The sequence below is a fragment of the Pseudomonas sp. BN415 genome (assembly GCF_029871195.1).
In the GTDB taxonomy this organism is placed as follows: domain Bacteria; phylum Pseudomonadota; class Gammaproteobacteria; order Pseudomonadales; family Pseudomonadaceae; genus Metapseudomonas; species Metapseudomonas resinovorans.
On sequence record NZ_SSOK01000058.1, the window covers coordinates 46,879 to 70,735 of the forward strand.

General features: G+C 63.9%; 21 protein-coding genes. 12 read left to right on the forward strand and 9 right to left on the reverse strand.

Annotated elements, in window-relative coordinates:
• Positions 1-29: 29 nt before the first annotated feature.
• Together thiE and E8F20_RS16755 are read right to left on the reverse strand one after the other, a co-directional pair.
• Positions 30-659, reverse strand: a complete 630-nt coding sequence (gene thiE, locus E8F20_RS16750) for a thiamine phosphate synthase (RefSeq protein WP_280284725.1) — start codon at positions 657-659, stop codon at positions 30-32.
• On the reverse strand, positions 656-1,453 hold the full coding sequence (locus E8F20_RS16755; RefSeq protein WP_280284726.1) for a hydroxymethylpyrimidine/phosphomethylpyrimidine kinase: 798 nt from the start codon (positions 1,451-1,453) through the stop codon (positions 656-658). The genes thiE and E8F20_RS16755 overlap by 4 nt, the downstream gene beginning before the upstream one ends.
• 252 nt (positions 1,454-1,705) lie before the next feature.
• On the opposite strand from E8F20_RS16755, the gene E8F20_RS16760 reads away from it, so the two are divergent.
• The 4 genes from E8F20_RS16760 to amn all read left to right on the forward strand — a co-directional run bounded on the left by E8F20_RS16760 (position 1,706) and on the right by amn (position 8,124).
• Positions 1,706-4,102, forward strand: a complete 2,397-nt coding sequence (locus tag E8F20_RS16760) for a hybrid sensor histidine kinase/response regulator (RefSeq protein ID WP_280284727.1) — start codon at positions 1,706-1,708, stop codon at positions 4,100-4,102.
• 121 nt (positions 4,103-4,223) lie between these two features.
• The gene (locus E8F20_RS16765; protein ID WP_280284728.1) at positions 4,224-4,877 is read left to right on the forward strand and encodes a TetR/AcrR family transcriptional regulator; all 654 of its coding nucleotides are present in this window, start codon (positions 4,224-4,226) and stop codon (positions 4,875-4,877) included.
• Positions 4,874-6,523 (forward strand): acyl-CoA dehydrogenase family protein, encoded by a 1,650-nt coding sequence (locus tag E8F20_RS16770; protein ID WP_280284729.1) that lies wholly within the window; start codon positions 4,874-4,876, stop codon positions 6,521-6,523. The genes E8F20_RS16765 and E8F20_RS16770 overlap by 4 nt, the downstream gene beginning before the upstream one ends.
• 119 nt (positions 6,524-6,642) lie before the next feature.
• Positions 6,643-8,124 (forward strand): AMP nucleosidase, encoded by a 1,482-nt coding sequence (gene amn, locus E8F20_RS16775; RefSeq protein ID WP_280284730.1) that lies wholly within the window; start codon positions 6,643-6,645, stop codon positions 8,122-8,124.
• Positions 8,125-8,208: 84 nt separating this feature from the next.
• Here amn and E8F20_RS16780 read toward each other — a convergent pair whose 3' ends face one another.
• A complete protein-coding gene (locus E8F20_RS16780) occupies positions 8,209-9,255 on the reverse strand; it encodes an MBL fold metallo-hydrolase (protein WP_280284731.1) in 1,047 nt (348 codons plus the stop codon).
• Between the two features lie 144 nt (positions 9,256-9,399).
• Between E8F20_RS16780 and E8F20_RS16785 the strand changes: the two genes are divergently transcribed.
• Entirely contained in the window at positions 9,400-9,966 is a 567-nt protein-coding gene (locus E8F20_RS16785; RefSeq protein WP_162144825.1) for a pseudouridine synthase, read from the forward strand.
• A gap of 46 nt (positions 9,967-10,012) precedes the next feature.
• On the opposite strand, the gene E8F20_RS16790 is transcribed toward E8F20_RS16785, so the two are convergent.
• The 6 genes from E8F20_RS16790 to E8F20_RS16815 all read right to left on the reverse strand — a co-directional run bounded on the left by E8F20_RS16790 (position 10,013) and on the right by E8F20_RS16815 (position 13,495).
• The gene (locus tag E8F20_RS16790; protein WP_028629709.1) at positions 10,013-10,216 is read right to left on the reverse strand and encodes a DUF2788 domain-containing protein; all 204 of its coding nucleotides are present in this window, start codon (positions 10,214-10,216) and stop codon (positions 10,013-10,015) included.
• A gap of 174 nt (positions 10,217-10,390) precedes the next feature.
• Positions 10,391-10,870, reverse strand: a complete 480-nt coding sequence (locus tag E8F20_RS16795) for an Lrp/AsnC family transcriptional regulator (protein WP_028629708.1) — start codon at positions 10,868-10,870, stop codon at positions 10,391-10,393.
• Between the two features lie 337 nt (positions 10,871-11,207).
• Entirely contained in the window at positions 11,208-11,627 is a 420-nt protein-coding gene (locus tag E8F20_RS16800) for an MAPEG family protein (protein ID WP_280284732.1), read from the reverse strand.
• 59 nt (positions 11,628-11,686) lie between these two features.
• The gene (locus E8F20_RS16805; RefSeq protein ID WP_280284734.1) at positions 11,687-12,574 is read right to left on the reverse strand and encodes a cation diffusion facilitator family transporter; all 888 of its coding nucleotides are present in this window, start codon (positions 12,572-12,574) and stop codon (positions 11,687-11,689) included.
• Positions 12,571-13,074 (reverse strand): DinB family protein, encoded by a 504-nt coding sequence (locus E8F20_RS16810; RefSeq protein ID WP_280284735.1) that lies wholly within the window; start codon positions 13,072-13,074, stop codon positions 12,571-12,573. The genes E8F20_RS16805 and E8F20_RS16810 overlap by 4 nt, the downstream gene beginning before the upstream one ends.
• 1 nt (position 13,075) lies before the next feature.
• Complete coding sequence (locus E8F20_RS16815; protein WP_280284736.1) at positions 13,076-13,495, reverse strand: polyribonucleotide nucleotidyltransferase; 420 nt, start codon at positions 13,493-13,495, stop codon at positions 13,076-13,078.
• A gap of 127 nt (positions 13,496-13,622) precedes the next feature.
• On the opposite strand from E8F20_RS16815, the gene hrpB reads away from it, so the two are divergent.
• From hrpB to E8F20_RS16855, 7 genes are all read left to right on the forward strand, one after another.
• Positions 13,623-16,145, forward strand: a complete 2,523-nt coding sequence (hrpB, locus tag E8F20_RS16820; RefSeq protein ID WP_280284737.1) for an ATP-dependent helicase HrpB — start codon at positions 13,623-13,625, stop codon at positions 16,143-16,145.
• A 398-nt stretch (positions 16,146-16,543) separates the two neighbouring features.
• Positions 16,544-18,031, forward strand: a complete 1,488-nt coding sequence (locus E8F20_RS16825; protein WP_280284738.1) for a glycosyltransferase — start codon at positions 16,544-16,546, stop codon at positions 18,029-18,031.
• Positions 18,028-19,569 carry a glycosyltransferase gene (locus E8F20_RS16830; protein WP_280284739.1) on the forward strand — a complete coding sequence of 514 codons (1,542 nt, stop codon included), beginning with the start codon at positions 18,028-18,030 and terminating at the stop codon, positions 19,567-19,569. Before E8F20_RS16825 ends, E8F20_RS16830 begins: the two co-directional genes overlap by 4 nt.
• On the forward strand, positions 19,566-20,441 hold the full coding sequence (locus E8F20_RS16835) for a class I SAM-dependent methyltransferase (protein WP_280284740.1): 876 nt from the start codon (positions 19,566-19,568) through the stop codon (positions 20,439-20,441). Before E8F20_RS16830 ends, E8F20_RS16835 begins: the two co-directional genes overlap by 4 nt.
• A 114-nt stretch (positions 20,442-20,555) precedes the next feature.
• Positions 20,556-21,416: a class I SAM-dependent methyltransferase gene (locus tag E8F20_RS16840; RefSeq protein ID WP_280284741.1), complete on the forward strand. Its 861-nt coding sequence runs from the start codon at positions 20,556-20,558 to the stop codon at positions 21,414-21,416.
• 12 nt (positions 21,417-21,428) lie between these two features.
• Positions 21,429-22,631 (forward strand): acyltransferase, encoded by a 1,203-nt coding sequence (locus E8F20_RS16845; protein WP_280284742.1) that lies wholly within the window; start codon positions 21,429-21,431, stop codon positions 22,629-22,631.
• A gap of 251 nt (positions 22,632-22,882) precedes the next feature.
• Positions 22,883-23,854, forward strand: coding sequence for a GDP-mannose 4,6-dehydratase (locus E8F20_RS16855; protein ID WP_280284743.1), 972 nt, complete (start codon positions 22,883-22,885; stop codon positions 23,852-23,854).
• Positions 23,855-23,857: the final 3 nt, after the last annotated feature.

Consider the following 23,857-nt stretch of genomic DNA (forward strand, 5'->3'; position numbering starts at 1 on the left):
CAGGACTCTCTTTACAAGCGAATTCGGGTTCAGGCGGCGTCGAACAGGGCGCTGAAGGCGTGGGCGCGGCGTTCTACTTCAGCTGCAGAATCTGCGCCGAACAACGCGTGGACCACCGCCACCATGCTGGCGCCGCGGGCGATCAATTCGGGAGCGTTTTCCAGGGTCACGCCGCCGATGGCGACAATCGGCGACTGGAAGCGCTGCTTTGCCTGGTCCAGCAGGTCCAGGGTGGCAGCCGGCGCGCCCGGTTTGGTCTGGGAATTGTAGAAGCGGCCGAAAGCGATATAGCTGGCGCCTTCCTTGATCGCTGCGGCGGCCAGGTCGAGGCTGGCGTGGCAGGTGCCGCCGATGATGGCCTGGCGGCCGAGTAGGGCTCGGGCTGCGGCCAGGGAACCGTCACCCTGGCCCAGGTGCAGGCCGACGCCCAGGCGTGCGGCCAGTTCAGCGTCATCATTGATGATCAACTGGGCACCGTAGCGGGTGCACAGCTCGCCCAGTGCCTCGGCCTCGCGCAGGCGGCGGGCGTCGTCACTGGATTTGTCGCGATACTGCAGTAATTTGGTGCCGCCCTTCAGTGCGGCCTCGACATAGGGCAACAGCTTGCCGCCGGCCAGCAGCTGGCTGTCGGTAATGGCGTAGAGACCGCGCAGTTTCATTGGCAGAAGTCCAGCGGCAAGCGGCGCGGCACGTACTGGCCATGGCCGGGTTGTTCGGCGTCACGCAGGGTGCGCCAGGTGTAGTCGAGCGCGGTGCGCACGGCGCTGGACAGTTCCTCGCCCAGGGCCAGGCGGCCGGACAGGGCGCTGGCCAAGGTGCAACCCGAGCCGTGGTAGCTGCCGGGCAGGCGCTGGCAGGTGAAGGTGTGGCGCTGACCGTCCTGGGTGTAGAGGCGGTTGTGCACTTCAGTCTCGTCGCCGTGGCCGCCGGTGATCAGCAGGTTGCGGCAGAAGGGCAACAGCTTCTCCGCGCATTCGTCCGGTGTGCCTTCCGGCAGTTCGGCAAGGATGCGCGCTTCCGGCAGGTTCGGGGTGGCGATGGCAGCCACCGGCAGCAGGCGTTCGCGGATCGCGTAGCCCACCTCGTCCTTGCCCAGTGCACCGCCGCCTCCAGCACGCAGCACCGGGTCGCAGACCAGCGGAATGCCCGGCAGCGACTGCATGATTTCCAGTACGGTTTCGACCATCTGCACCGAGCCGAGCATCCCCAGCTTGACGGCGGCCACCGGCAGGTCGGCGATCACGGCATGGGCCTGGGCCAGCACCCATTCGCGATCCAGAACGCGGAAGTCGGAAACGTTGACGGTGTCCTGCACGGTCAGGGCGGTCACTGCCGGAGCAGCGTGGCAGCCTTGTGCGATCAGGGCTTCGATGTCCGCCTGGAGGCCGGCGCCACCACTGGGGTCGTGGCCGGAAAGGCAGAGGACTACGGGGCGAGAGTTGGTCGTTTTCATGGTCGGCGAGCTTACCATTAAACACCTCGCCGAGCCGCACCGGCGGCGCTTTGCCTCAGGGGTGTTCGGGGTGGCTTTGCCCTTCAGCCTGTAAGGCCCGGAATAGAGCTGTTTCGGCGTGATGGCAATGTGCAGCTTTCAGCCGCTCTGCGCTGTGCTAGAGTGCTGCTTTTGAATAACCTGGCCCCGGGTGGCGCGCCGAATAAGGAGGTGGGGCTCCCGGACGCGGTCAAGAGGCCATTGCGGGGCTGCATGCGTATCCTCCTTTTCCTATCTCTTTGCCTGCTCGCGGGGCTGGCCAATGCCGTGGAGTTCGACGAGCAGCTGCGCAGTCTTCCCCTGGGCAAGCACATGGATGTGTTCGAAGACGTTCGTGGCGATGCCGAGATCGACGACATCACGTCCCCAGCCCTGGCCAGTAGCTTCCGTCGCAATGACAAGTCTGTGCTCAATGCCGGCTACTCGCGCTCAGTCTTCTGGCTGCGGGTCGATCTGAACTACCGCCCGCTCGACCGGGGCGGCCAGCAGGACTGGCTGCTGGAACTGGCTTACCCGCCGCTGGACCACCTCGACCTCTACCTGCCTGACGGTCAGGGTGGTTATCGCCTCGCCCAGCGCACTGGCGATGCGTTGCCGTTCGACAGCCGTCAAATCAAGCAGAACAACTACGTCTTCAGCATCAGCCTGCAACCCAATCAGACCCGGCGCATCTATCTGCGACTGCAGAGCGAGGGCTCCATCCAGGCGCCGCTGACGCTCTGGTCGCAGAAAGCCTTCCTCGAGGAACAGCCGGAACGCATTTATGTGCTCGGCATCATTTACGGCGTGCTGCTGGTGATGCTGTTCTACAACCTGTTCATCTACCTCAGTGTTCGCGACACCAGTTACCTCTACTACATCCTTTATATCGGTTCCTTCGGGCTCTACCAGATTTCGGTCAATGGCGCGGGCATCCAGTACTTCTGGCCGGACAACCCCTGGTGGGCGAATGCGGCGACGCCTTTCCTGATCGGTTCGGCGGCACTGTTCGGCTGCCAGTTCTCCCGTAGTTTCCTGCACACCGCCGACCACAGCCCTTGGATGGACCGCGCTCTGCTGGGCCTGATGGCCCTGGGCGGACTGGCAATGGTCTTGGCGCTGACCGCCAGCTACGGCCTGGCCCTGCGCCTGGCCACCTCCCTGGCGCTGATCTTCACGGTGGTGATTTTCTCCGCCGGTGTGCTGGCCTGGTTGCGGGGAATGCGCGTAGCGCGCTATTTCATCATTGCCTGGAGCGCCTTCCTCCTGGGGGGGGCCATCAACACCCTGATGGTGCTGGGCTACCTGCCGAACGTCTTCTTGACCATGTACGCCAGCCAGATCGGCTCGGCACTGGAGGTGGGGCTGCTTTCCCTGGCCCTGGCCGATCGTATCAACGCCATGAAGGAAGAGCGTGCCCGCATCCTCCTGGACGCCGGCCGTAAGTTGGAAACGCTCAATCAGGAACTGGCCAACAGCAACCGCCTGAAAGACGAGTTCCTCGCCACCGTCACCCACGAGCTGCGCACGCCGATGAACGGTGTCATCGGTTCTCTCGAGCTGATGCAAACCCTGCCACTGGACGACGAACTGGAGCAGTACCAGCGCACCGCCTCCGGTTCGGCGCGGGACATGATGCGTCTGGTCAATGACATTCTCGCCATGACCGAGCTGCAGGCCGGCAAGCTTTACCCGCGGCGCGAGCCCTTCAGCCTGCGTGGCCTGGTGGACAGTCTGCGGGTGCAGTACGGCCCCCGCGCCGAGGAAAAGGGGTTGGTGTTCGACCTTAAGCTCGACCAGAAGCTGCCGGACACTCTCGAAGGTGACGCCGGCAAACTGGCCCAGGCGCTGGGCTACCTGCTGGATAACGCCATCAAGTTCACCAATCACGGCCGCGTCGGCCTCAAGGTCAGCGGCGAGGAGCCGGCTAACGGCAGTCTGGCGTTGCGCATCGAGGTCACCGACACCGGCATTGGCTTTGCGACTCCACCGGATGGTCTGATCTATCGGCGCTTCTACCAGCTCGACGGTTCCATGACCCGCGAGTACGGCGGCCTCGGCATCGGCCTTGCGCTCAGTCAGCAACTGGTGGCGTTGCTCGGCGGCAAACTTTCCCATCAATCCCAACCCGGTCGCGGCAGCACCTTCAGCCTGGACCTGAGCCTGGCCTTGCCGGCCCAGGCCCTGGTCGTGCCGGCGCGTCGTCCCAGCGGTCAGCCACAACGGCGACCGGAGCAATGCACCGTGCTGGTGGTGGAGGACAACGCCATCAACCAGTTGGTGACCCGCGGCATGCTGCTCAAGCTCGGCTACCGCGTGCGCACAGCGGACAACGGCGCCGAGGCCCTCGAACAGATCCGTCGCGAGCCCATCGACGCCGTATTGATGGACTGCCAGATGCCGGTGATGGATGGGTTCGCTACCTGTCGCGCCCTGCGCGCCATGCCTGGCTGCGCCGATCTGCCAGTGCTGGCCATAACCGCCCACAGTCACAGCGGTGACCGCGAACGGTGCCTGGCGGCGGGCATGAGCGACTACATGGCCAAACCTGTGAAGTTCGAGGAGCTGCGCACGCTGCTCAACGACTGGCTGCTGTGCAAACCGATCGAGGCTGCCAGGTCGCTGAGCTGATCGCTTCGGCAGGCGTATGGCGCTGGGTGGCGGCATATATGTCACCAAGCGCGGCATTTCTCCCGCTTTCTGCAAGGTCTGAATCCTGATTCACTGGGAAAAGTGAATCAGGATTCAGATCATGGCTTATCGCACTACTGCTTCCCGAATCGACCGTGATCAGGCGCTGCGCTGCCGCATTCTCGCGTGTGCCCACGCACGTGTGGTGGAAGGCGGCTTCGCCGCGCTGACCATGCAAGCCCTGGCTGAGGACGCCGGCATCGCCACCGGGAGTCTTTATCGCCATTTCGGCAACAAGGGCGAGCTGGCGGCGGAGGTGTTCGCCAGGGCCAGCCAACTGGAAGTCGACAGCCTGGCCGAGGTGCTGCGTGGCGAGGGACCGGCTGCCGAGCGCCTGGCGCGCGGTCTGCGCCAGTTTGCTGCGCGCGCCTGGCACAGCCAGCGGCTGGCCTTTGCTCTGATCGCCGAACCGGTCGACCCCGAAGTGGACGAACAGCGTCTGCTCTACCGCGAGGCCTACGCCGAACTGTTCTGCCAACTGTTGGCGGAAGGCCAGGTGCGCGGCGAGTTCCAGGTGTCATCCATATCCCTGACCGCAGCCTGCCTGGTCGGCGCTATCGCCGAGTCCCTGGTCGGCCCGCTGTCGCCTCCGGCCCGCGCCCTGCGCGAGTCCGGTCATGCGTCTGACGACCTCGAGGCCGTCTGCATCACTCTCGTCACTTTCTGCCTGCGCGCCTTGGGCGCCAGTCAATCTGCCCCTGGAGACTTGCGATGAGCCTGCACGAGTTCGCTGAAACCCATGAAGTTTTCAACCAGGTGCCGCCACTGGATGGCGCCAACCTTTATCGCGTCGACCTGCCGCTGCAGGAGTGGGTGCGTCGCTACCAGGGGGGGTGGGCCGAAGAGCGCCTGGATACCTATGGCGCCTTGGCCGGCGGCTCACTGATGGCGGCGGGTTTTCTCGCCAATGAGAACAAACCGGTGTTCAAGAGCCACGACCGCTTTGGCCACCGCGTCGACCTGGTGGAGTTCCACCCGGCTTACCATGAGCTGATGCGCGCTGCCATCGAGCACGGTATTCCTTCCATGCCCTGGACCGATCCGCGTGCCGGAGCCCAGGTCGCCCGCGCCGGGATGAGCTACCTGCACAGCCAGGCCGAAGCCGGCACCGGCTGCCCGCTGACCATGACCTTCGCCAGCGTGCCCGCCCTGCGTCTGCAGGCGAACATCGCCGAGAAGTGGTTGCCGAAGATACTGTCCACCGAATACGACCCGCGCAACCTGCCCATTGAGCAGAAGACCGGCGCCACCATCGGCATGGCGATGACCGAGAAGCAAGGCGGTACCGATGTCCGTGCCAATACCACCCGCGCCCACCCGATTGGCATTCCGGGGCCGGGCCAGGCCTACGAACTGGTGGGGCACAAGTGGTTCTGCTCGGCGCCCATGTGCGACGCCTTCCTTACCCTGGCTTACACCGACAAGGGGCTGTCCTGCTTCCTGCTGCCGCGTCACCGTCCAGACGGCAGCCGCAACGAGTTCTACATCCAGCGTCTGAAGAACAAGCTGGGTAACTGGTCCAACGCCTCCAGCGAGGTCGAGTACCGTGGCGCCCTGGCCTGGATGGTGGGTGAAGAGGGGCGTGGCGTCCCGACCATCATCGAGATGGTGGCCCTGACGCGCTTCGACTGCATGATCGGTTCCAGTGCCCTGATGCGTCAGGCGTTGACCCAAGCCGCCCACCACTGCGCCTACCGCAAGGTCGGTGGGCGCGTGTTGGCTGAGCAGCCACTGATGCAGAACGTGCTGGCCGATCTCGCGCTGGAAAGCGAAGCCGCATTGGCCCTGACCATGCGCATGGGCCGCGCCCTGGACAACGCCCACGACGAACAGGAAGACAAGTTCGCCCGCCTGGTGACCGCCGTGGGTAAGTACTGGATCTGCAAACGTGCCCCCGCGATGATCAACGAAGCCGCCGAGTGCCTGGGGGGCGCGGGCTACGTGGAAGACACCATTCTGCCGCGCCTCTACCGCGAAGCTCCGGTCAACTCCACCTGGGAAGGCTCCGGCAACGTGCAGTGCCTGGACGTACTGCGTGCCCTGTCCAAGGAGCCCGGTGTGCTCGACGTGCTGTTCGCCGAGTTGGGCGACGGCCACGGCGATGCGCGACTCGCGTCCTTCATCGGCAACCTCAAGAAGGGCTTCGCTGATACCGGCGATATTCAGTACCGCGCCCGCCAGCTCACCGAAGACGTGGCCGTAGCACTGCAGGCCAAGCTGCTGCTGGAAGCCGGCAACGCCACTGTCGCCGACGCCTTCATCGGCAGCCGCCTGAACGGTTACGGCCGTGTCTACGGCACCCTGCCGCGCGGCGCCGACGTGGAGGCCCTGGTGGCTCGGGCTACCCCACATCTGGCTTGATCCCAAGGTTCCTTCACCCGCCTCGTGGCGGGTGGAGCGAGCGGCAAGGCAACCTGCCGAATCGTTCTATGCCTTTATCTGTCCAAGCAGGCAAGATAGGTCCAGAGCGAATAGAAAGGATGCCTACCGTGAGCCTCGAACCGAACGATTTTGTGATTGCCGAAACCGCCGAGGAAGCTGTCGATCGCCTCGCCGAGCTGCACAGGCAGGCTACCGGAGCCCTCAGTCAGGCGCTGAAGCGCTATATCAAGGAACGCATCGAGCCGGATGCCGAGCAGCGCGCGCTGTTCCGCTACCCGCTGCTGCGCATCACCTACCGCTGCCAGGGCGAAGTGCCCTCCACCACCCGCGCGTACGCCAAGATCCAGGTTCCGGGCAACTACTGCGTTACCGTCACCCACCCGGACGCCTTCCGTAAGTATTTGTTGGAGCAATTGCGGCCGCTGATGCATGACTTCACCGTGCAGGTGGAAGTGGGTATCAGCCAGCAGAACATCCCGTATCCCTACGTGGTGGAGCAGGGCGACGAGCTGGCCGGTTCCGGGGTGACTGCCGCCGAACTGGCGCGCGTGTTCCCCAGTACTGATCTTTCCGCCGCCACCGATGGCGTGGCTGATGGCCTTTACGATTGGGAAAACGCCGACCCACTGCCCCTGGCGCTGTTCGACGCCGCGCGCGTGGATTTCTCGCTGCGCCGCCTGGTGCATTACACCGGTAGCGACTGGCGCCATGTGCAGCCGTGGATTCTGCTGACCAACTACCACCGCTACGTCGACCAGTTCATCCGTCATGGCATCGATCAACTGCACGAAGACCCTCGCTTCGTGCGCATGGTGCTGCCGGGCAACGTGGTGGTGGAGCGCGGTATGGATGAAGGCGAGATGCAGGCCATCGTCGACGGCGTGGTCTGGCACCGTTACCAGATGCCGGCTTACCACCTGATTGCGGCCGATGGGCATGGGGTGACTCTGGTGAACATCGGCGTCGGACCGTCCAATGCCAAGAACATCACTGACCACCTGGCCGTGCTGCGCCCGCACTGCTGGCTGATGATCGGCCACTGTGGCGGCCTGCGGCAGTCGCAGACCATTGGCGACTACGTGCTGGCCCACGCCTACATGCGCCGCGACGGTATTCTCGATCGGGTACTGCCGCCTAATATCCCGCTGCCGGCCCTGGCCGAAGTGCAGCAGGCACTGCAAGAGGCTGCAGCGCAGGTCACCGGTGAACGTGGCGAGGACCTCAAGCGCCGCCTGCGCACCGGTACCGTGCTCACGTATGACGACCGCAACTGGGAGCTGCGTTGGGCCCAGGAGCGACCGCTGATCAACCTGTCGCGGGCGGTAGCGGTGGATATGGAGAGCGGCACGATTGCGGCCCAGGGCTACCGCCTGCGGGTGCCCTACGGCACCTTGCTGTGTGTCTCCGACAAGCCGTTGCACAGCGAGATCAAGCTGCCTGGCTCGGCCAGTGCCTTCTACCAGCGCGCCGTCAGCCAGCACCTGCGTATTGGCATTGCAGCCCTCGACCTGCTGCGTACTCAGCTGAACGCATTGCACTCGCGCAAACTGCGCAGCTTTGATGAGCCGCCATTCCGCTGATCGACGCGATGACCTGATTGTCCAGGGCGCGAGTTCATTCGCCAAACGAAAAAAGAAGGGCCGCCCAGTGCGGCCCTTCTTCATTCAATCGGTCAAGGCTGGAATCAACCACTGATAGCCCGGAGTCGGCACACGGAAGGCAGTGGCGTCCACCTGCCAGTCGGCAAGTGCCTTGGTCAGGTCGCGGGGTGGAGCGAATTGACCTTCGTCAGTGAGGTTGAAGGTGCCGAAATGGATGGCCAGGCTGCACCCGGACTCCAGCTGCTTGTGGGCTTGCACGGCGTCGTCCGGGTTCATGTGGTTGTCGCGCATGAACCAGCGAGGTGCGTAGGCCCCGATGGGCAGGGCGGAAAAACGCATCGGCCCGAAGCGTTCGCGGATCAGGCGAAACTCCGGTCCCAGGCCGGTATCCCCGGGGAACAGGAAGGGGCCGTCCGGTGATTCGATCACAAAGCCCATCCACAACGTTTCGTTGGTGTCGCTGCGGGTTCGCGCCGACCAGTGCTGTACCGGCACCGAATGCAGTTTGAGGCCGCCCGCCAGCGGCAGTTCCTGCCACCAGTCCAGTTCGGTGACCTGCTTGAAACCAGCCTCGCGAATCAGCACCCCGTTGCCCAGCCCGCTGACCACGGTGGCCAGAGGGAAGCGCTCCACCAGCGCACGCAGGCTTTCCAGGTCCAGGTGGTCGTAATGGTTGTGACTGACCAGGATCAGGTCGATGGGCGGCAGCTGGTCCAGTTGCAGGCCTGGCGGGTGATGGCGCCTGGGGCCGACGAAGCTGAAGGGGCTGACACGCTGGGACCAGACCGGGTCGGTGAGGATATTCAACCCGCGATGCTGGATCAGCAGAGTGGCGTGGTTGATGTAGGTGACCCGCAGCTCGTCGCCCTCAACCCGGATCGGCACCTCGGGTGGGACGGCCGGGCCGGGCTGGTCGAGCCAGTCCGCCTGCTTCTCGCGGCTCAACTGCCAACGCAGGAAGGCGCGCAAGTCCTTGTGTGGCTTGGGTTCCAGGTTGCGAAAGCGCTGACCGTCGAAGTTGTCCGAGGCCCGACCACGATAGGGTGAGCGGTGATAACCCGCGAGGGTCATCAAGTTGATCAGCCAGATAGGACGCAGGGCACGCGACATGGCGTTCTCTCTTGCGGCAGGGGAGCACTCAACCTAGCATGCCTCTCCCATTCCCAGACCGCCAACCCGTTTCCAGGCATGTCGCGTCCAACTCGCCCTACCCGTCCCGCTTCCCGTCGCCCCGGTCCCGCTGCTCCTCGTCGCGTGGCCAAGGCGCCGCCGGCCGAACCGCGTCTGGTGCTGTTCAACAAACCCTTCGATGTGCTGACCCAGTTCAGCGACGGCGAGGGCCGCGCGACGCTCAAGGACTACATCCCCATCCCTGGTATCTATCCCGCCGGGCGGCTGGACCGTGACAGCGAGGGCCTGCTGCTGTTGACCAACGACGGCCGCTTGCAGGCGCGCATCGCCGACCCGAAGCACAAACTGGCGAAGACCTACTGGGTGCAAGTGGAAGGTGAGCCCAGCGAAGAGCAGCTCCGGCAATTGCGCGAGGGCGTGGAGCTGAACGACGGGCCGACCCTGCCGGCTGAAGCGCGGCGGATCGAAGAGCCGCAGCTATGGGAGCGCAACCCGCCCGTGCGTTTTCGCAAGAGCGTGCCCACTGCGTGGCTGGAGCTGGTGATTCGTGAAGGGCGCAACCGCCAGGTCAGGCGCATGACTGCAGCGGTAGGGCTGCCTACCTTGCGCCTGGTACGAGTGCGAATAGGCCCCTGGAGCCTCGATGGGCTGGGGCTGGGGGAATACAGAGAAGTGCCAGCCCAACTCTGACCGGCTTGCTGAGCCCGCCTTGGCTGACGGGCTCGGGTGCTGCGACTCAGATACCTTCCAGGCCGCCAATTACCAGTGTCTTGATGACGAAGCCCAGCACGCCCAGGCCGAGGGCAAGGAACAGGATCATGGTGCCGAAACGTCCGGCCTTGGACTTCTTGGCCAGGTCCCAGACGATGAAGGCCATGAAGGCCACCAGGCCGGCGATCATCGCCGTCATCATCAATTCTTCGAATTTCTCCGGGCTCATTTCACACCTCGTGGACTGAATACAGGCTGCACCCGGACGACCGAAGGGGCGGGCGGAAAGCGGGGCGGTGCGCTTGTGATTCTGTGAGCCGGAGGGCTCTTATGAGGCGGGGCCACGCGGGGTACAGCAAAGCGCGACGATTATACGCCAAGCCATCCGCCGCGGGAGGGCCGTTCAGCCGCGCAGATGGCCCAGGGGGAGCTCCGTGCTGCTCAGTACCTGGTTGAGCACGAAGCTCGAGCGCACGCTGGTCACCCCTTCGATTCGGGTCAGTTGCCCGAGCAGAAACTGTTGGTAGTGGTCCATGTCCGGCACCACTACCTTCAACTGGTAGTCCGCCTCCATACCCGTGACCAGGCTGCACTCCAGCACCTCGGGACATTGGCTGATCACCTCCTGGAAGTGCTCGAAGCGCTCCGGCGTGTGCCGGTCCATGCCGATCAGTACGTAGGCGGTGAGGCTGAGGCCCAGCTTCTTGCGGTCCAGCAGGGCGACCTGGCGAACGATATAGCCGTCATCCTCCAGTTGCTTGACCCGTCGCGAGCAAGGCGAAGGGGACAGCCCGATGCGCTCAGCCAGCTCCTGATTGGAGATGCGCGCGTCGCGCTGCAGTTCGGCGAGGATCTTGAGGTCGTAGCGATCGAGCTTTTCCATTGTGGTTGCCATTATTTGTATGGATTGCTGTATATATTGCTGTTTTAGTGATTAGTTGCGCAAGAGATAGCTTTGTGAGCAATATTAGCAATCATTCGTCGCGCGCCTGGACGTAAGATTTCTCTCAGTTTCACGGCCCGGACAGCAAGTCCACCCGACCCGCCCAATCAGGTGCGTCGGCGCCGCCGATCCAACCGGATCGAGCAGGCCCCCGGGTCCGCGCTGCCCAATCAGGCAGGCGATGAAAGCGGCGACACAATCGCCAGCACAGGACGAATTTCCCGAAGGGGGCCCGCAGTATGGGGCCCCCTTTTTTCTTGCGCGTATGAAGCGGGTGTCAGGCCAACCCTGCCAGCTTCAGCAGCCACCAGGCCAGGATCGCGACCTGAACGAAGAAGCCGGCAAACCTCAACCAGACGAAAAGCGCGCTGGTGCTGATCAGGTGCATGCAGCTCTGAAACAGCCGGGCGGCGAGAAGCAGGCCAGCGAGCGGATCGGTGATTGCGGTTTGCCCGGCAGCGATGACGTAGAGCAGAACGGCTGCCTGCATCGGCAGGTTTTCCAGGGCATTGGCATGGGCGCGTACCAGGCGCTGGCCGAAAGCTCCAGGGGTATTGCTGCCGTCAGCGGCAAAGGCGTTGACCTTCATCCGTCCAGCCAGCACCAGCAAACCGCGCTGGTTCACCATCAGGAAAACCAGCAGCAGGCTCCAGGCCACCAGCCCGAGCAGGGCGGCGGCGGATAGGGACAGGGGCATTGCAGACTCCTCGTTCTTGTTATGGAAGGAGGCAGTCTAGGATTCTTAGAGTAAATACTCTAGTCGTGCTTCACCACTTCGCTGGGGTCGGCATGCACCAGCACTTCTGCACGGGGGTACTGCGCTGTGATGGCATTCGCGGCCGCTTCGCAGAGCGCGTGGGCACGGGAAAGCGTCAGCTCCCCCGGAAGCTCCAGGTGCAGTTGCACGTACCAGTGGTTGCCGGAAATCCGCGTGCGCAGGTCATGTGCGCCAAGCACGCCGGGGACGGCGCACGCCAGCCGGTGCATGTCGGCGCTGATCGCCGGCGTCAGCTCCTCGTCCATCAGCACCGAAATCGATTCCCGCGCGATACCGATGGCACTCCAGAGGATGTAGCCGGCGATACCCAGGCCGAACAGCGCGTCGGCCTGTTGCCACCCCAGGCTGGCCAACACCAGGGCGAGGAGAATCCCGCCGTTGAGCAGCAGGTCGGAGCGGTAATGGAGGGAGTCGGCGCGGACAGCGGTGGAGCCGGTAGCGCGGATAACCCTCCGTTGCAAAAGGAGCAGTGCAGCGGTGAGGGCCAGTGACAGGATCATCACGCCGATACCGAGCATTTCCGCCTCGAGCGGCTGCGGGGCATTCAGGCGCTCGTAGGCCTGGGCCGCCACCAGCACGGAACTGACGCTGATGAATAGCGCTTGTGCCAGCCCCGCCAGGGCTTCGGCCTTGCCGTGACCGTAGCGATGGTCGTCATCAGCAGGTTTCAGGGCGTAGTGCACTGCAAGCAGGTTGAGCAGGGAGGCTGCGCTATCCATCAGCGAATCGGTCAGGCCGGCGAGCAGGCTGACCGAACCATTCATGGCCCAGGCAATGGCCTTGGCTATGACGAGGATGATGGCGACGGCAAGGGAGGCTCGGGTGGCCAGGCGCAGCAATTGCGCGTGCCGGCGGGGTGAGGTCATGCCGACTCCGGCTTGAAATAGATGAAGTCCATGGCCGGCGTCTCCAGGCCCAAGGCCGAAAGCGCGGCGGAGGCCTGGCCGCGGTGGTGGGTACCGTGGTTGACCAGATGGGTGACGATATCTGCCAGAGAGCGGCGCTGGGGTTCGCCGCGCATAGTGCGGTAGTTCAGTGGACGCAGCAGGGCGTCGCCCTCCAGTCCGGCCAGTTGCGTCTGCCAGGCCTGCACGCCCGCCGCCAGGCAAGCGGCAAGTTCGTCGCGCCCATTGGCCACTTCCACGTCCAGGCGGTCATAGGGTGGCGGCTCCTGGCGTACCCGCGCCAGCCAGATGCGATCCACTGCCACCAGATGGTTCAGGGTCCCGTGCAGGCTGCCGAAGAACAACCCGCACGGCGCGCGGAGGGCCGCATCATCCACGGGTCGCAGGCTCTCCAGCAGGCGCTGGTAAGCCCAGGCGTGGTAGGCCAGCAGATGCTGGAAGTGCCTGGCCAGCGCGTCCATTTCAGGCGGCTGGGCGCAAGCCCAGGGTGGCCAGTTGCTGCAGGTTGCCGCTGCGCTGAAGCAATTGCGGGTTGTCCAGCGGCAGGTCATGGCCGGTTTCGCGGGCGATGATCGATTTCAGGCGTACCGGGTCGATCTTGCCGTCGGCACCGATGGCCTCCTGGAGCTTCTCAGGGGCGACCTGGGCATTCTGGCCCTCGGGCAGGTAGATGGCCCCGGTGGCAAAGTCGACGGCGAAGGCGATCAGGCCAGGGATCACGAAGAAGAGAATGCCGATGGCATCCATGGCTGCTACGGCCGGGTCGATCTTGCCTTCGATCTGGCCGCGACGATCCGGGTAGAACAGGGTGCCGCAGGCGGTGAGCTGGGTGAACAGGGCGGCGGCGACGGCGCCGCCGATCCAACGGGAAGCAATGCGCATAAGCATCTCCTGGTCGAAAGATCGCAACTATATCAAGGCTGTTGTTGCAAAACTGCCTGACATAGCTAAGACCCCGGCAAGGAACTGGCAGTTCGCCGGTATACTTTCGCGCCAGTCTGGAGCGCCCATGAATCCGTTACCCATCGATGCCGTCCTGCCCGCCTTGCGCGCCGCCCTGCAATCTCGCAACGAAGCCGTGCTGGAGGCGCCGCCCGGGGCCGGCAAGACCACGCGCGTGCCGCTGGCGTTGCTGGACGAGCCCTGGCTGGCCGGACAGAGCATCCTGATGCTGGAGCCCCGCCGCCTGGCTGCCCGCGCCGCTGCTGAGCGTCTGGCGAGCGAGCGGGGTGAGACGGTGGGCGAAACCGTTGGTTACCGCATCCGTATGGAATCCAAGGTCGGCCCGCGCACCCGTATCGAGGTGGTTACCGAGGGCATCCTTGCGCGCCGCCTGCAGGACGACCCGGCGCTGGAAGGCGTCGGCTTGGTGATCTTCGACGAGTTCCACGAGCGCAGCCTCGATGCAGACCTTGCCCTGGCGTTTTGCCTGAACGGACGCGCCCTGCTACGCGACGATCCGCCGCTGAAGGTGCTGCTGATGTCCGCCACCCTGGAAGGCGAGCGTCTGTCGCGTCTATTGGATGAGGCTCCGGTGGTCCGCAGCGAGGGTCGCATGTTCCCGGTGGAGCAGCGTTGGGGCCGACCCAGCCAGCCGGGGGAGGCACTCGAGCCAAAGGTTGTGCAGACCGTGCTTCAGGCCATGGCCGACGAGCCCGGCAGCCTGCTCGTGTTCCTCCCCGGCCAGGCGGAGATCCGTCGCGTCGCCGAGCAATTGGCAGAGCGTCTCGACGGACGCCCCGACATCCTGCTTTGCCCGCTTCACGGCGAGATGGACCTGGCGGCCCAGCGCGCCGCCATCGAGCCAGCCCCGGCGGGCAGGCGCAAGGTGGTGCTGGCCACCAACATTGCCGAAACCAGCCTGACCATCGATGGTGTGCGCGTCGTGGTGGACGCCGGCCTTGAGCGGGTGCCGCGTTTCGACCCGGCCAGCGGCATGACGCGCCTGGACACCCAGCGGATTTCCCGCGCCTCTGCGACCCAGCGCGCCGGCCGTGCGGGGCGCCTGCAGCCGGGTGCCTGCTATCGCCTCTGGTCCGAGGCCCAGCACGAACAGCTGGCCGCCCACGGCAGCGCGGAAATCCTCCAGGCCGACCTCGCCAGCCTGGCGCTGCAACTGGCGCGCTGGGGCGTTGGAGACCCCAATGAACTGGCCTGGCTCGACCCGCCGCCCAGTGCCGCCTATGCCCAGGGACGTGATCTGCTGCAACGCCTCGGCGCTCTGGCTGAGGACGGCAGCCTGACCCGCCACGGCCAGGCCATGGCCGAGCTGCCTGCCCATCCGCGCATTGCCCATCTGTTGCTGCGTGGCCAAGCCCTGGGACTCGGCGCCCTGGCTTGTGACCTCGCGGCGCTGCTGGGCGAACGCGACATCCTGCGCGGCGGCGGTGCTGATCTACATAGCCGCCTCGCCCTCCTGGCTGGTGGCGATCGGGCCGCTCGCGCTGCTCGCGGCGGCGTGCAGCGAGCCCGCCAACTGGCGCGACAGTTCCGCTCGTATCTGCGTGGCCCGGCCAGTGACCCCGTGGCCGACCCGGATCACCCGCGCTGGCTCGGGTGCCTGCTGGCCTTCGCCTACCCCGACCGTATCGCCCAGCAACGTCGACCAGGCGGCGCCGACTACCGCCTGGCCAATGGTCGAGCGGCCACGTTCGGTGAGCCGGATGCGTTGATGAAGGAGCCTTGGCTGGTGATCGCCGACCTCGGCAGCCGTCAGGGCCAGCGCGAAGAGCGCATCTACCTGGCCGCCGATCTCGACCCGGTGCTGTTCGACGGACCTTTGGCCGAGCAGGTGAGCCATCAGGACTTGCTGGACTGGGACGAACGCGAAGGCGTGCTGCGTGCCGAAAGGCAGATCAGAGTCGGCGAACTGGTACTGGCACGAGAGGCCTTGGCCACACTGGACGAAGAGTCCCGTTCGCGAGCGCTGCTCGGCCTGGTGCGACGCAAGGGGCTTGAGCTGTTGCCTTGGACCCCGGAGCTGCGTCAGTGGCAGGCGCGCGTAGCGCTGCTGCGCCGCCTCGACCTTGCCGACAAGGGCAACAGCGAGTGGCCGGACCTCTCCGACGGCGCCCTGCTGGCCAGCCTGGAAGACTGGCTGCAGCCCTGGCTGGGCAAGGTCAGCCGCCTCAGCCACTTTGCCAACCTCGACCTTGCCGGCATCCTTCTGAGCCTGCTGCCCTGGCCGCTACCGCAACGCCTCGACGAACTGGCGCCACGTACCCTGGAGGTACCCTCCGGTTCACGCATCCGAGTGGACTACAGCGATGATATGCCGGTGCTGGCCGTGCGTTTGCAAGAGCTGTTCGGCCTTGCTGATACCCCCCGCATCGCCGCTGGCCGCCAGGTCGTCAAACTGCACCTGCTTTCTCCGGCTCAGCGTCCGGTGCAGGTGACCCAGGATCTGGCCAGCTTCTGGCGCAACACCTACACGGACGTGAAAAAGGACCTCAAGGGACGTTACCCCAAGCACTACTGGCCGGATGATCCCCTGGTAGCCGAGCCGACCGCGCGGGCAAAGCCGAGGAAGTGAGCCTAAGTTTGCTGCTTGGCAGCTGCTGTGGGCTATCCGGCCTATGGAGTAGCGTCTGGCTTGGAGGTGCTGGTTTCAGAAGTGCCTGATTCACTGCGCCAGTGCGCATCGAGACTAGCTGGTTTATCTGCAATGCCGGTCGGTGAAATGGGTTGAGCCAGGAGCGATTCCAGTTCGCGGGCGGTACTTGTAAGTCACGCTTTGGGCGCGCGCTGGTGTGTCGGTTCCTTAGTTCCGGCTGCTGCCGCTTCCTGCTATCACGCGACTCTTCAGTCAGCTGTTTGGCCCTTGCCAGAGCGGCCAAGAACTGTTGGTATGCGCAGCTATTCCCTATGACAGGTCATTCACAGGCCTGAACAACAATAAGAGTGGCGCAGGACGGATTCTGCGGAAGTACTATGAATACGCTCATTCTCATCGGCTCCAAGATCAATCAGGAAAGCATCCAGCACTCGCTTGGCAAGCCTGAATACAGCTACTTCTTCCTGATGAAGGAGTTCATTCCGGCACTGCAGCGATTGGGCACTGTCGTCGAGGTCAAGAGCCTGGACGAAGTCGACGCCCTCTACGACCTGCACAGTGCTCAGGGACGCAAGGTCATCTTCCTCAGCTTCAGCCCGCCCCAGCAGACGCCATTGGGCCTGCGCTGCCCGACCGTGCCGGTATTCGCCTGGGAGTTCGACAGCATTCCCGACATGCCCTGGGAGGGCGACCCGCGTAATGACTGGCACTACGTCTTCGAGCGTATCCAGGGTTGCATCGCCACCAGTAGCGAGGCCGCCGAGCTGGTCCGTGCGGCGACGCAGGGCCGGTTGCCGGTCCTCGCCGCCCCCGCCCCTGTATGGGAGCGTTTCGGCGAGCACGAGCGTCACCAGGGCCAGTTGCCTCTACAAAGTCCTCGCCATTTCTCTTTTTCCGGCGTGATCATCGACAGCCCAATCCTCGGCCTGAGTGCTGATGGGCTGGTGCGCAAAATGGAGCCGGCCGCTGCTCCCGAACCGGTTGTCGAGGCCGTGGCGCAACCGGGGATCGAGCAGGTTTCCGAACCGGTGGTGGTATCGCGCTGGGCGGAATACCGTCGCATCAGTCAGGTCCTGTTTTCCGACTGGTGGCTGGAGTTCACCAGGCGACCCAGGAACGTCAAGGAGCCCGTGGCCGTCATAGCGCCGCCTCCCGTGGCCGTCACGACCACCAACCTGCAGGTCGAGGGCGTGGTCTACACGACCGTGCTCAATCCGGCTGACGGCCGCAAGAACTGGATCGACCTGATCACCGCCTTCTGCTGGGCTTTCCGCGACGAGCGTGGCGCCACGCTGGTGGTGAAGATGACGCACCACAACCTGGAGTATTACCGGGTAGTGCTGATGACCTTGCTCTCGCGCCTGGCGCCTTTCTCCTGTCGCGTGGTGGTGCTCCACGGTTTTCTGGAGGATGACCAGTACCGCCAACTGGTGGACGCCAGCGACTATTACGTTAACGCCTCGTCCTGCGAGGGGCTGTGTCTTCCTTTGATGGAGTTTCTCTGCGCCGGCAAACCTGCCCTGGCGCCGCGGCATACGGCAATGGCGGATTATCTGGACTCGAGTCTGGCTTTCCTCGTGCGGGGGGCGCTGGAGCCCACCTGCTGGCCGCATGACCCGACCGGGATGCTCTCCACCCACCGCTATCGCCTTGATTGGCAGTCCCTGATGGAGGCCTTCCGGGCCAGCTATGCCCTGGCCAGGGACGACGCCAGCGGTTACCAGAAGCTGTCCGCTGCAGCGTTGAGGCGAATGAAAGCGTTCTGCGCCTTCATGCCAGTGACCGATGCGCTCGGCGCGTTCTTCGAACAGGTGGTCGATGACTCGCTTGGCGTCGAAACCCGAGTCCGGAGCGTGGCCAGATGAGGCTCCTGGTTTACTCCGAAGTTGGTGCGGCGCAGATCGCCAGCAGCCTGGGGCTTCCCGACTACAGCTATTACTTCGTATTGAAGGAGTTCCTCCCGGTCCTCCAGGAACTGGGCGAGGTCATTGTGGTGGAGCAGCCTTTGAGCGAGGTCGATCCGCTCTATGACGAGGCGTGCGCACGCAATGAGAACTGCCTTTTCCTTTGCTTCACGCCTCCGCACAAGACCCCGGCGGGACTGCGTTGCCCAACCATCCCGGTCTTCGCCTGGGAGTTCGATTCCATTCCGAACCAGTCCTGGCTCGACGATGAACGACAGAACTGGGCAACCGTGCTTGCCGAATGTGGACAGGCCATCACCCATTCGCAACTGACCGTGCAGGCGGCCCGCGCAGAGCTGGGGGAGGACTTCCCGGTGGTGTCGATTCCAGCGCCCGTTTGGGACCGATATGCCGGTATCCGTGATACCGCTCCGGCGCAGCACATGGAGAGCCGCATCCAGGTGGCCTCGGGTGTGTTGTTGGATAGCCACGACCTGTCTCTTACACCCTACATCCCCAATGTCGACGCTGTGGCCAGGGCGGTCGCCAGCGCCCGCGAGCGTGAGCGCGCGGCTCGTCCGCAGGAGGCCCCCGTGCCGTCTGCCGTGCCCTTGGCCGCTCCGCAATCGCGTGTGCGCATTACCGTGCGCTATCTGGTCGAGTGGTACCGACTGGTATTTCTTGACCTTCTGCGGCCTTCGCGAGGCGCTCCGGCGGTAGGAGTCGAGCCTGAGAAAGTGGACGTACCACTGGAGCCGATCAACCCGGTAGAGCCGGGCGGACTGCCCGAGGTTCCCGGCGAGGTCGCCGAAATGCCCGTCTGGTCACCGGCCGAGTACAGCCTGCAACTCAGCGGCGTGGTGTTCACGGCGGTTTTCAACCCCTATGACGGCCGCAAGAACTGGGTCGACATGCTAACTGCGTTCTGTAGCGCGTTCCGCGATACCCCCGATGCCACGCTGCTGTTCAAGCTCGGACACCGTGACTATCAATCGGCCATGAACGACATGCTGATGTGTATGGCCCGAATGCCGGCATTCAAGTGTCGTGTCGTTCTGTTGCATGGATTCCTTGAACGCGCCGATTACGATCAGTTGGTCCGTTCGACCGCGTTCGTCATCAATGCGTCCCACGGCGAAGGGCAGTGCCTGCCGCTGATGGAGTTTCTCAGTTGCGGCAAGCCTGCGGTGGCACCGCAGCATTCGGCGATGGCGGATTACATTGACGATCAGGTGGCCTTCGTCGTTGATACCTGGCTGGACGCAACCGCTTGGCCGCATGATCCTCGCCTGGCCTACCGTACCCTTCGCCACCAGATTGACTGGGCCTCCCTGGTGAAGGCCTATCGCGATGCATATCGTTGCTACATCGATACTCCTGAGCGGTACCAGCACATGGCCGCCACGGCCATTGAGCGCATGCATGCGCACTGTTCCCGAGCGACGGCCAAGGAACGGCTGTTAGCGTTCATCGATCGCCGTGCGGAGGCCTGTGCATGAGTCTGTTCAGATCCTGGCTGCGAAAACTGGGACGGCGACTCGCCGGGCCTGATCCGCTGCCCACCGACGAGCGGGTCCGCTCCCTGGATTGTGGATTGGTGGATGCGGTCATGGCCGGCTGGTTCCAGAACCACAGCAATGAATTGTTCCGCGGCTTTCCGATCAGCCCCGACGACGTGGTGCTGGATGTGGGCTGTGGCGCTGGCGGTGCCACTCTGTTCTGTGCTCGACGCGGTGCCCACGTGATCTTCACCGACTCCGACGCAGGCAAGATCGCGGCCTTAGAAGAACGAGTCAGAGACAGTGGCGCGCGCAAGGTTGAGGGTTGGGTTTCCGACAGCCTGCCGCTGCCGGTGGCGGATGGAGAGGCTAGCCGGGTCGTGGCGCTGGAAATGCTCGAGCATGTAGAGCAGCCGGGCGCGATCCTGCGCGAGCTGTTCCGTGTCGGCCAGCCAGGCGCGCTGTACTTCCTTTCGGTTCCGGCGCAGGTGAGCGAGGAATTGCAGCGCCCGTTGGCGCCCGCCGCGCATTTTCAGGCACCGAACCACATCAACGTGTTCTCCGAGGCAGCATTCGCCCAGTTGGTGACTGACGCCGGATTGGTGATCGAATCACGGCATTCCTACGGTTTCTACTGGACGCTGTGGATGATGCTCTACTGGACGCTTGCCCGCGCGGAGGGGCGTTCCTTCGACGGCGCAACGCATGACCAGCTGGCGCCGCCGCACCATGTGCTGCTCGATGACTGGGCGACCCTGTGGCATCGCGCGATCCATTTGCCTGGCGGCGATGTGCTGCGCGAAGGACTCGACCGGATGCTGCCCAAGACCCAGATCATCCTGGCACGCAAGCCACTCGACGCTTGTCCATGAAAGCAGCCGGAGCCGGAATGACGATGCATGGAGAGCGCCACTGGCGCGCACACCTGATAGCGGCTGGCCTGCGCGCCGTTCGCTCAACTCGAAAGCAGTTATCCAGGAGCTGAGATGCTGGAGATCCTCAAGCGCTTGTCAGGACGTGCGGCGGCCCCCGTGGCGGAGCCCGTTGCTGAACCCGTTGCTGAACCCGTTGCGGAGGCCGTCCCCCCCGCCAATGCCGACAACGTCGACTTGTCGACGCTTGCCGATACCTCGCTGAGCGGGTGGTTCCGTCAGGAGAGCAACGAGCTGTTCGAAGGCTTCCCTATCTGTGCGGAAGACTCTGTGCTGGACATTGGTTGCGGCGATGGTCCCTTCGTACAGTTCTGCGCCCAGCGCGGCGCTGAAGTGATCTTTGCTGATATCGACGCCGACAAGGTCGCGGCGGTGGAGCGGGCGCTCCAGGGTTCTCCCGCACGCGCGATGACGCCGCTGGTCACCAATGCCAATCCGATCCCGCTACCCGATGGGCGGGTCAGCAAGATCGTGGCGATGGAGGTGCTCGAACATGTCGAAGATCCCCGCCAGTTCATGAGCGAATTGGTGCGGGTCGGCCGTCCTGGCGCGCAGTACTTGATCACGGTTCCCGATCCGCTGGGCGAGAGTGTCCAGAAAGACCTGGCCCCGCCCGCCTACTTTGAGCATCCGAATCACATCCGGGTATTCCAGCGCGATGAGTTCGAGCGCTTGATCGAGGAAGCCGGCCTGGTGATCGAGCGCAAGGCCCAGTACGGATTCTACTGGTCGGTCTGGTGGTTCTTTTTCTGGGCCTGCAAGCAGGACCTGTCGCCGCCCTGGCACCCGCTGCTGGATAGCTGGACCCGCACCTGGAACATGCTGCTGTCGATGGAGGACGGTCCCCGTATCAAACAAGCGCTTGATCGGGCTATGCCCAAGAGCCAAGCGATCATCGCTCGCAAGCCGGTCTGACAGGTAGCACGTATGAGTAACGGAAAAAACATCGAGATCGAGTACCTGCGTGCACTCGCAGTGGGGTTGACGCTGCTCTCCCATTTGCCGGTCTTGTTGCCGTTCCATCAGACCTTCTTCAATTCGTTGTTCAGCGTTTACATGCCTTGGACCGGCGTCGATCTGTTCTTCTGCATTTCTGGTTATGTCGTGAGCAAGGCTTACCTCGACTATTTCGACCAGCACCGGCAGCAGGGCCATTTTGGAGTTGCCGCCCAGAGTTTCTGGCTACGCCGGCTCTATCGCCTGCTGCCGACGGCTTGGCTATGGATACTGATTCCCCTGGCGTTGTCGATCCTGTTCAACCAGACCGGCATCTTTGGCTCCTGGTTCGACAACCTGCGCAGCTTCACCGCGGTGGCGACTTTCAGCGGCAACCTGGCCAACCAGTACGGCGCGATTCTCGGACCCAACTCGGTGTACTGGAGCCTGGCCCTGGAAGAGCAGTTCTATTTCCTCTTCCCTCTATTCCTGCTGCTGGTGACCTCGACGCGCTGGCGGGTCATTGTCCTGCTGCTATTGATCGCGGTGCAGTTCGGCCTGGATCGCAATCCCTTCGGCACGCCCACCAGCGCCATGCTCACCTCGTTCCGTCTCGACGCCATGATGTGGGGGGTGTTGCTCTGCCTGTTCAGCCGTACCCCGCTGTTCCGTCAGTTCGAACCCACCTTCCTAGGAGAGAGTGCCTGGTGGCGCCTGGGCCTGATGCTGGTGCTGTTCTACCTGCTGGGCGCTATTCCGGGGCAGATGATCGCCGTGCCTGTCGCAGTGGGGTTGGTCGCGTTGGTGTCGCTGGTACTGGTGTGGATAGCCAGCTACCAGCAGGGCTATCTGTTTTGCCCTCCGCTGCTGTCAAAGCCGCTCGAATGGCTCGGTTCGCGCTCCTATGCGCTCTACGTGATCCATGTCTGTGCCTACCACTTCAGTGTCGAGTTGTGGACCCGTTACGCCACGGTACAGGGCCTGACACTCGACAAGTCCTTCACCGTCGAGCTGGTCCTCACCTCCATCATGTTCATGGTGGTCGGAAGCGAGCTGAACTACCGCCTGGTTGAACAGCCCCTGCGGCGCAAGGGGGCCGAAATCGCCCGCCGTCGCCTGCAACGTTTCACCGGGGAGCGGATCGTCGCCGTACAGTCGACCACCGAGACAGCATCGAGAGGTGAACTTGCCTAGGAAACTATTCGTCACCGGAGCTAGCGGTTTACTCGGTCAGCCCGTCATCCGTCACTTGCAGGCCGTGCCCGACGGGGTTCGCGGATTGCTTGGGCGTCGAGCTGAAGCTGGCCCAGAAGGCGCACAGAACAACGTCGGGTTTGTGCCAGTAACGTCAAGCTGCAGCAGGCGACAGGCTGGAAGCCGACCATAACGATAAGACAAACCCTCGAGACGATGCTGTCTGATTGGGAAACACGGGTGTTGCAAGAATGACAAAAAATGCACTGATTACTGGGGTTACCGGCCAGGATGGCGCCTATCTCGCCAAACTGCTTCTGGAAAAGGGTTATCGCGTCCACGGCCTGGTCGCCCGGCGCAGCACCGATACACGCTGGCGTCTGCGCGAACTGGGGATCGAGGGGGAGCTGGTCTATCTCGACGGCGATCTGGCTGATGCCTGCTCCGTGCAGCGTGCCGTGATCAAGGCGAAGCCCGACGAGGTCTACAACCTCGGTGCGCAGAGCTTCGTCGGCAGCTCCTGGGACCAGCCCGTCACCACTGGAATAGTCGACGGTCTGGGTGTGACGCACCTGCTCGAGGCGATCCGCCAGTTCAGCCCCGAGACCCGTTTCTATCAGGCGTCCACCAGCGAGATGTTCGGCCTGATCCAGGCGGAAAGGCAGGACGAAAGCACGCCATTCTATCCGCGCAGCCCGTACGGTGTGGCCAAGCTCTACGGCCACTGGATCACGGTGAACTACCGCGAGAGCTTCGGCCTGCACGCGTCCAGCGGCATCCTCTTCAACCACGAGTCACCGCTGCGCGGCATCGAGTTCGTGACCCGCAAGGTCACCGATGCCGTTGCCCGGATCAAACTGGGCAAACAGTGTGAACTCCGGCTGGGCAACATCGACGCCAAGCGCGACTGGGGTTTCGCCGGCGACTATGTAGACGCCATGTGGCGAATGCTGCAGCAGGAAAAGCCCGACGACTACGTCGTGGCCACAGGCGTCACCACTACTGTGCGTGACATGTGCAGGATCGCTTTCGAATACGTCGGACTGAAATACCAGGATCATGTCGTCATCGATCCTGCGTTCTTCCGCCCGGCTGAAGTCGAAGTTCTGCTGGGTAATCCCGGCAAGGCCGAGCGTGTATTGGGCTGGAGCCCGCAAACCAGCCTCGAGTCGCTGATCCACATGATGGTGGATGCCGACCTGCGTCGCGTGAGCAAGGAGTAGTTC

Coding starts and splice junctions, on each gene's coding strand:
- E8F20_RS16770 (WP_280284729.1), top strand. CDS start 4,874: ATGAGCCTGCACGAGTTCGCTGAAACCCATGAAGTTTTCAACCAGGTG.
- E8F20_RS16790 (WP_028629709.1), bottom strand. CDS start 10,216: ATGAGCCCGGAGAAATTCGAAGAATTGATGATGACGGCGATGATCGCC.
- E8F20_RS16840 (WP_280284741.1), top strand. CDS start 20,556: ATGCTGGAGATCCTCAAGCGCTTGTCAGGACGTGCGGCGGCCCCCGTG.
- E8F20_RS16800 (WP_280284732.1), bottom strand. CDS start 11,627: ATGCCCCTGTCCCTATCCGCCGCCGCCCTGCTCGGGCTGGTGGCCTGG.
- E8F20_RS16805 (WP_280284734.1), bottom strand. CDS start 12,574: ATGACCTCACCCCGCCGGCACGCGCAATTGCTGCGCCTGGCCACCCGA.
- E8F20_RS16855 (WP_280284743.1), top strand. CDS start 22,883: ATGACAAAAAATGCACTGATTACTGGGGTTACCGGCCAGGATGGCGCC.
- E8F20_RS16835 (WP_280284740.1), top strand. CDS start 19,566: ATGAGTCTGTTCAGATCCTGGCTGCGAAAACTGGGACGGCGACTCGCC.
- hrpB (WP_280284737.1), top strand. CDS start 13,623: ATGAATCCGTTACCCATCGATGCCGTCCTGCCCGCCTTGCGCGCCGCC.
- E8F20_RS16780 (WP_280284731.1), bottom strand. CDS start 9,255: ATGTCGCGTGCCCTGCGTCCTATCTGGCTGATCAACTTGATGACCCTC.
- E8F20_RS16825 (WP_280284738.1), top strand. CDS start 16,544: ATGAATACGCTCATTCTCATCGGCTCCAAGATCAATCAGGAAAGCATC.
- E8F20_RS16765 (WP_280284728.1), top strand. CDS start 4,224: ATGGCTTATCGCACTACTGCTTCCCGAATCGACCGTGATCAGGCGCTG.
- E8F20_RS16755 (WP_280284726.1), bottom strand. CDS start 1,453: ATGAAAACGACCAACTCTCGCCCCGTAGTCCTCTGCCTTTCCGGCCAC.
- thiE (WP_280284725.1), bottom strand. CDS start 659: ATGAAACTGCGCGGTCTCTACGCCATTACCGACAGCCAGCTGCTGGCC.
- E8F20_RS16795 (WP_028629708.1), bottom strand. CDS start 10,870: ATGGAAAAGCTCGATCGCTACGACCTCAAGATCCTCGCCGAACTGCAG.
- E8F20_RS16830 (WP_280284739.1), top strand. CDS start 18,028: ATGAGGCTCCTGGTTTACTCCGAAGTTGGTGCGGCGCAGATCGCCAGC.
- E8F20_RS16845 (WP_280284742.1), top strand. CDS start 21,429: ATGAGTAACGGAAAAAACATCGAGATCGAGTACCTGCGTGCACTCGCA.
- E8F20_RS16760 (WP_280284727.1), top strand. CDS start 1,706: ATGCGTATCCTCCTTTTCCTATCTCTTTGCCTGCTCGCGGGGCTGGCC.
- E8F20_RS16815 (WP_280284736.1), bottom strand. CDS start 13,495: ATGCGCATTGCTTCCCGTTGGATCGGCGGCGCCGTCGCCGCCGCCCTG.
- amn (WP_280284730.1), top strand. CDS start 6,643: ATGCCTACCGTGAGCCTCGAACCGAACGATTTTGTGATTGCCGAAACC.
- E8F20_RS16810 (WP_280284735.1), bottom strand. CDS start 13,074: ATGGACGCGCTGGCCAGGCACTTCCAGCATCTGCTGGCCTACCACGCC.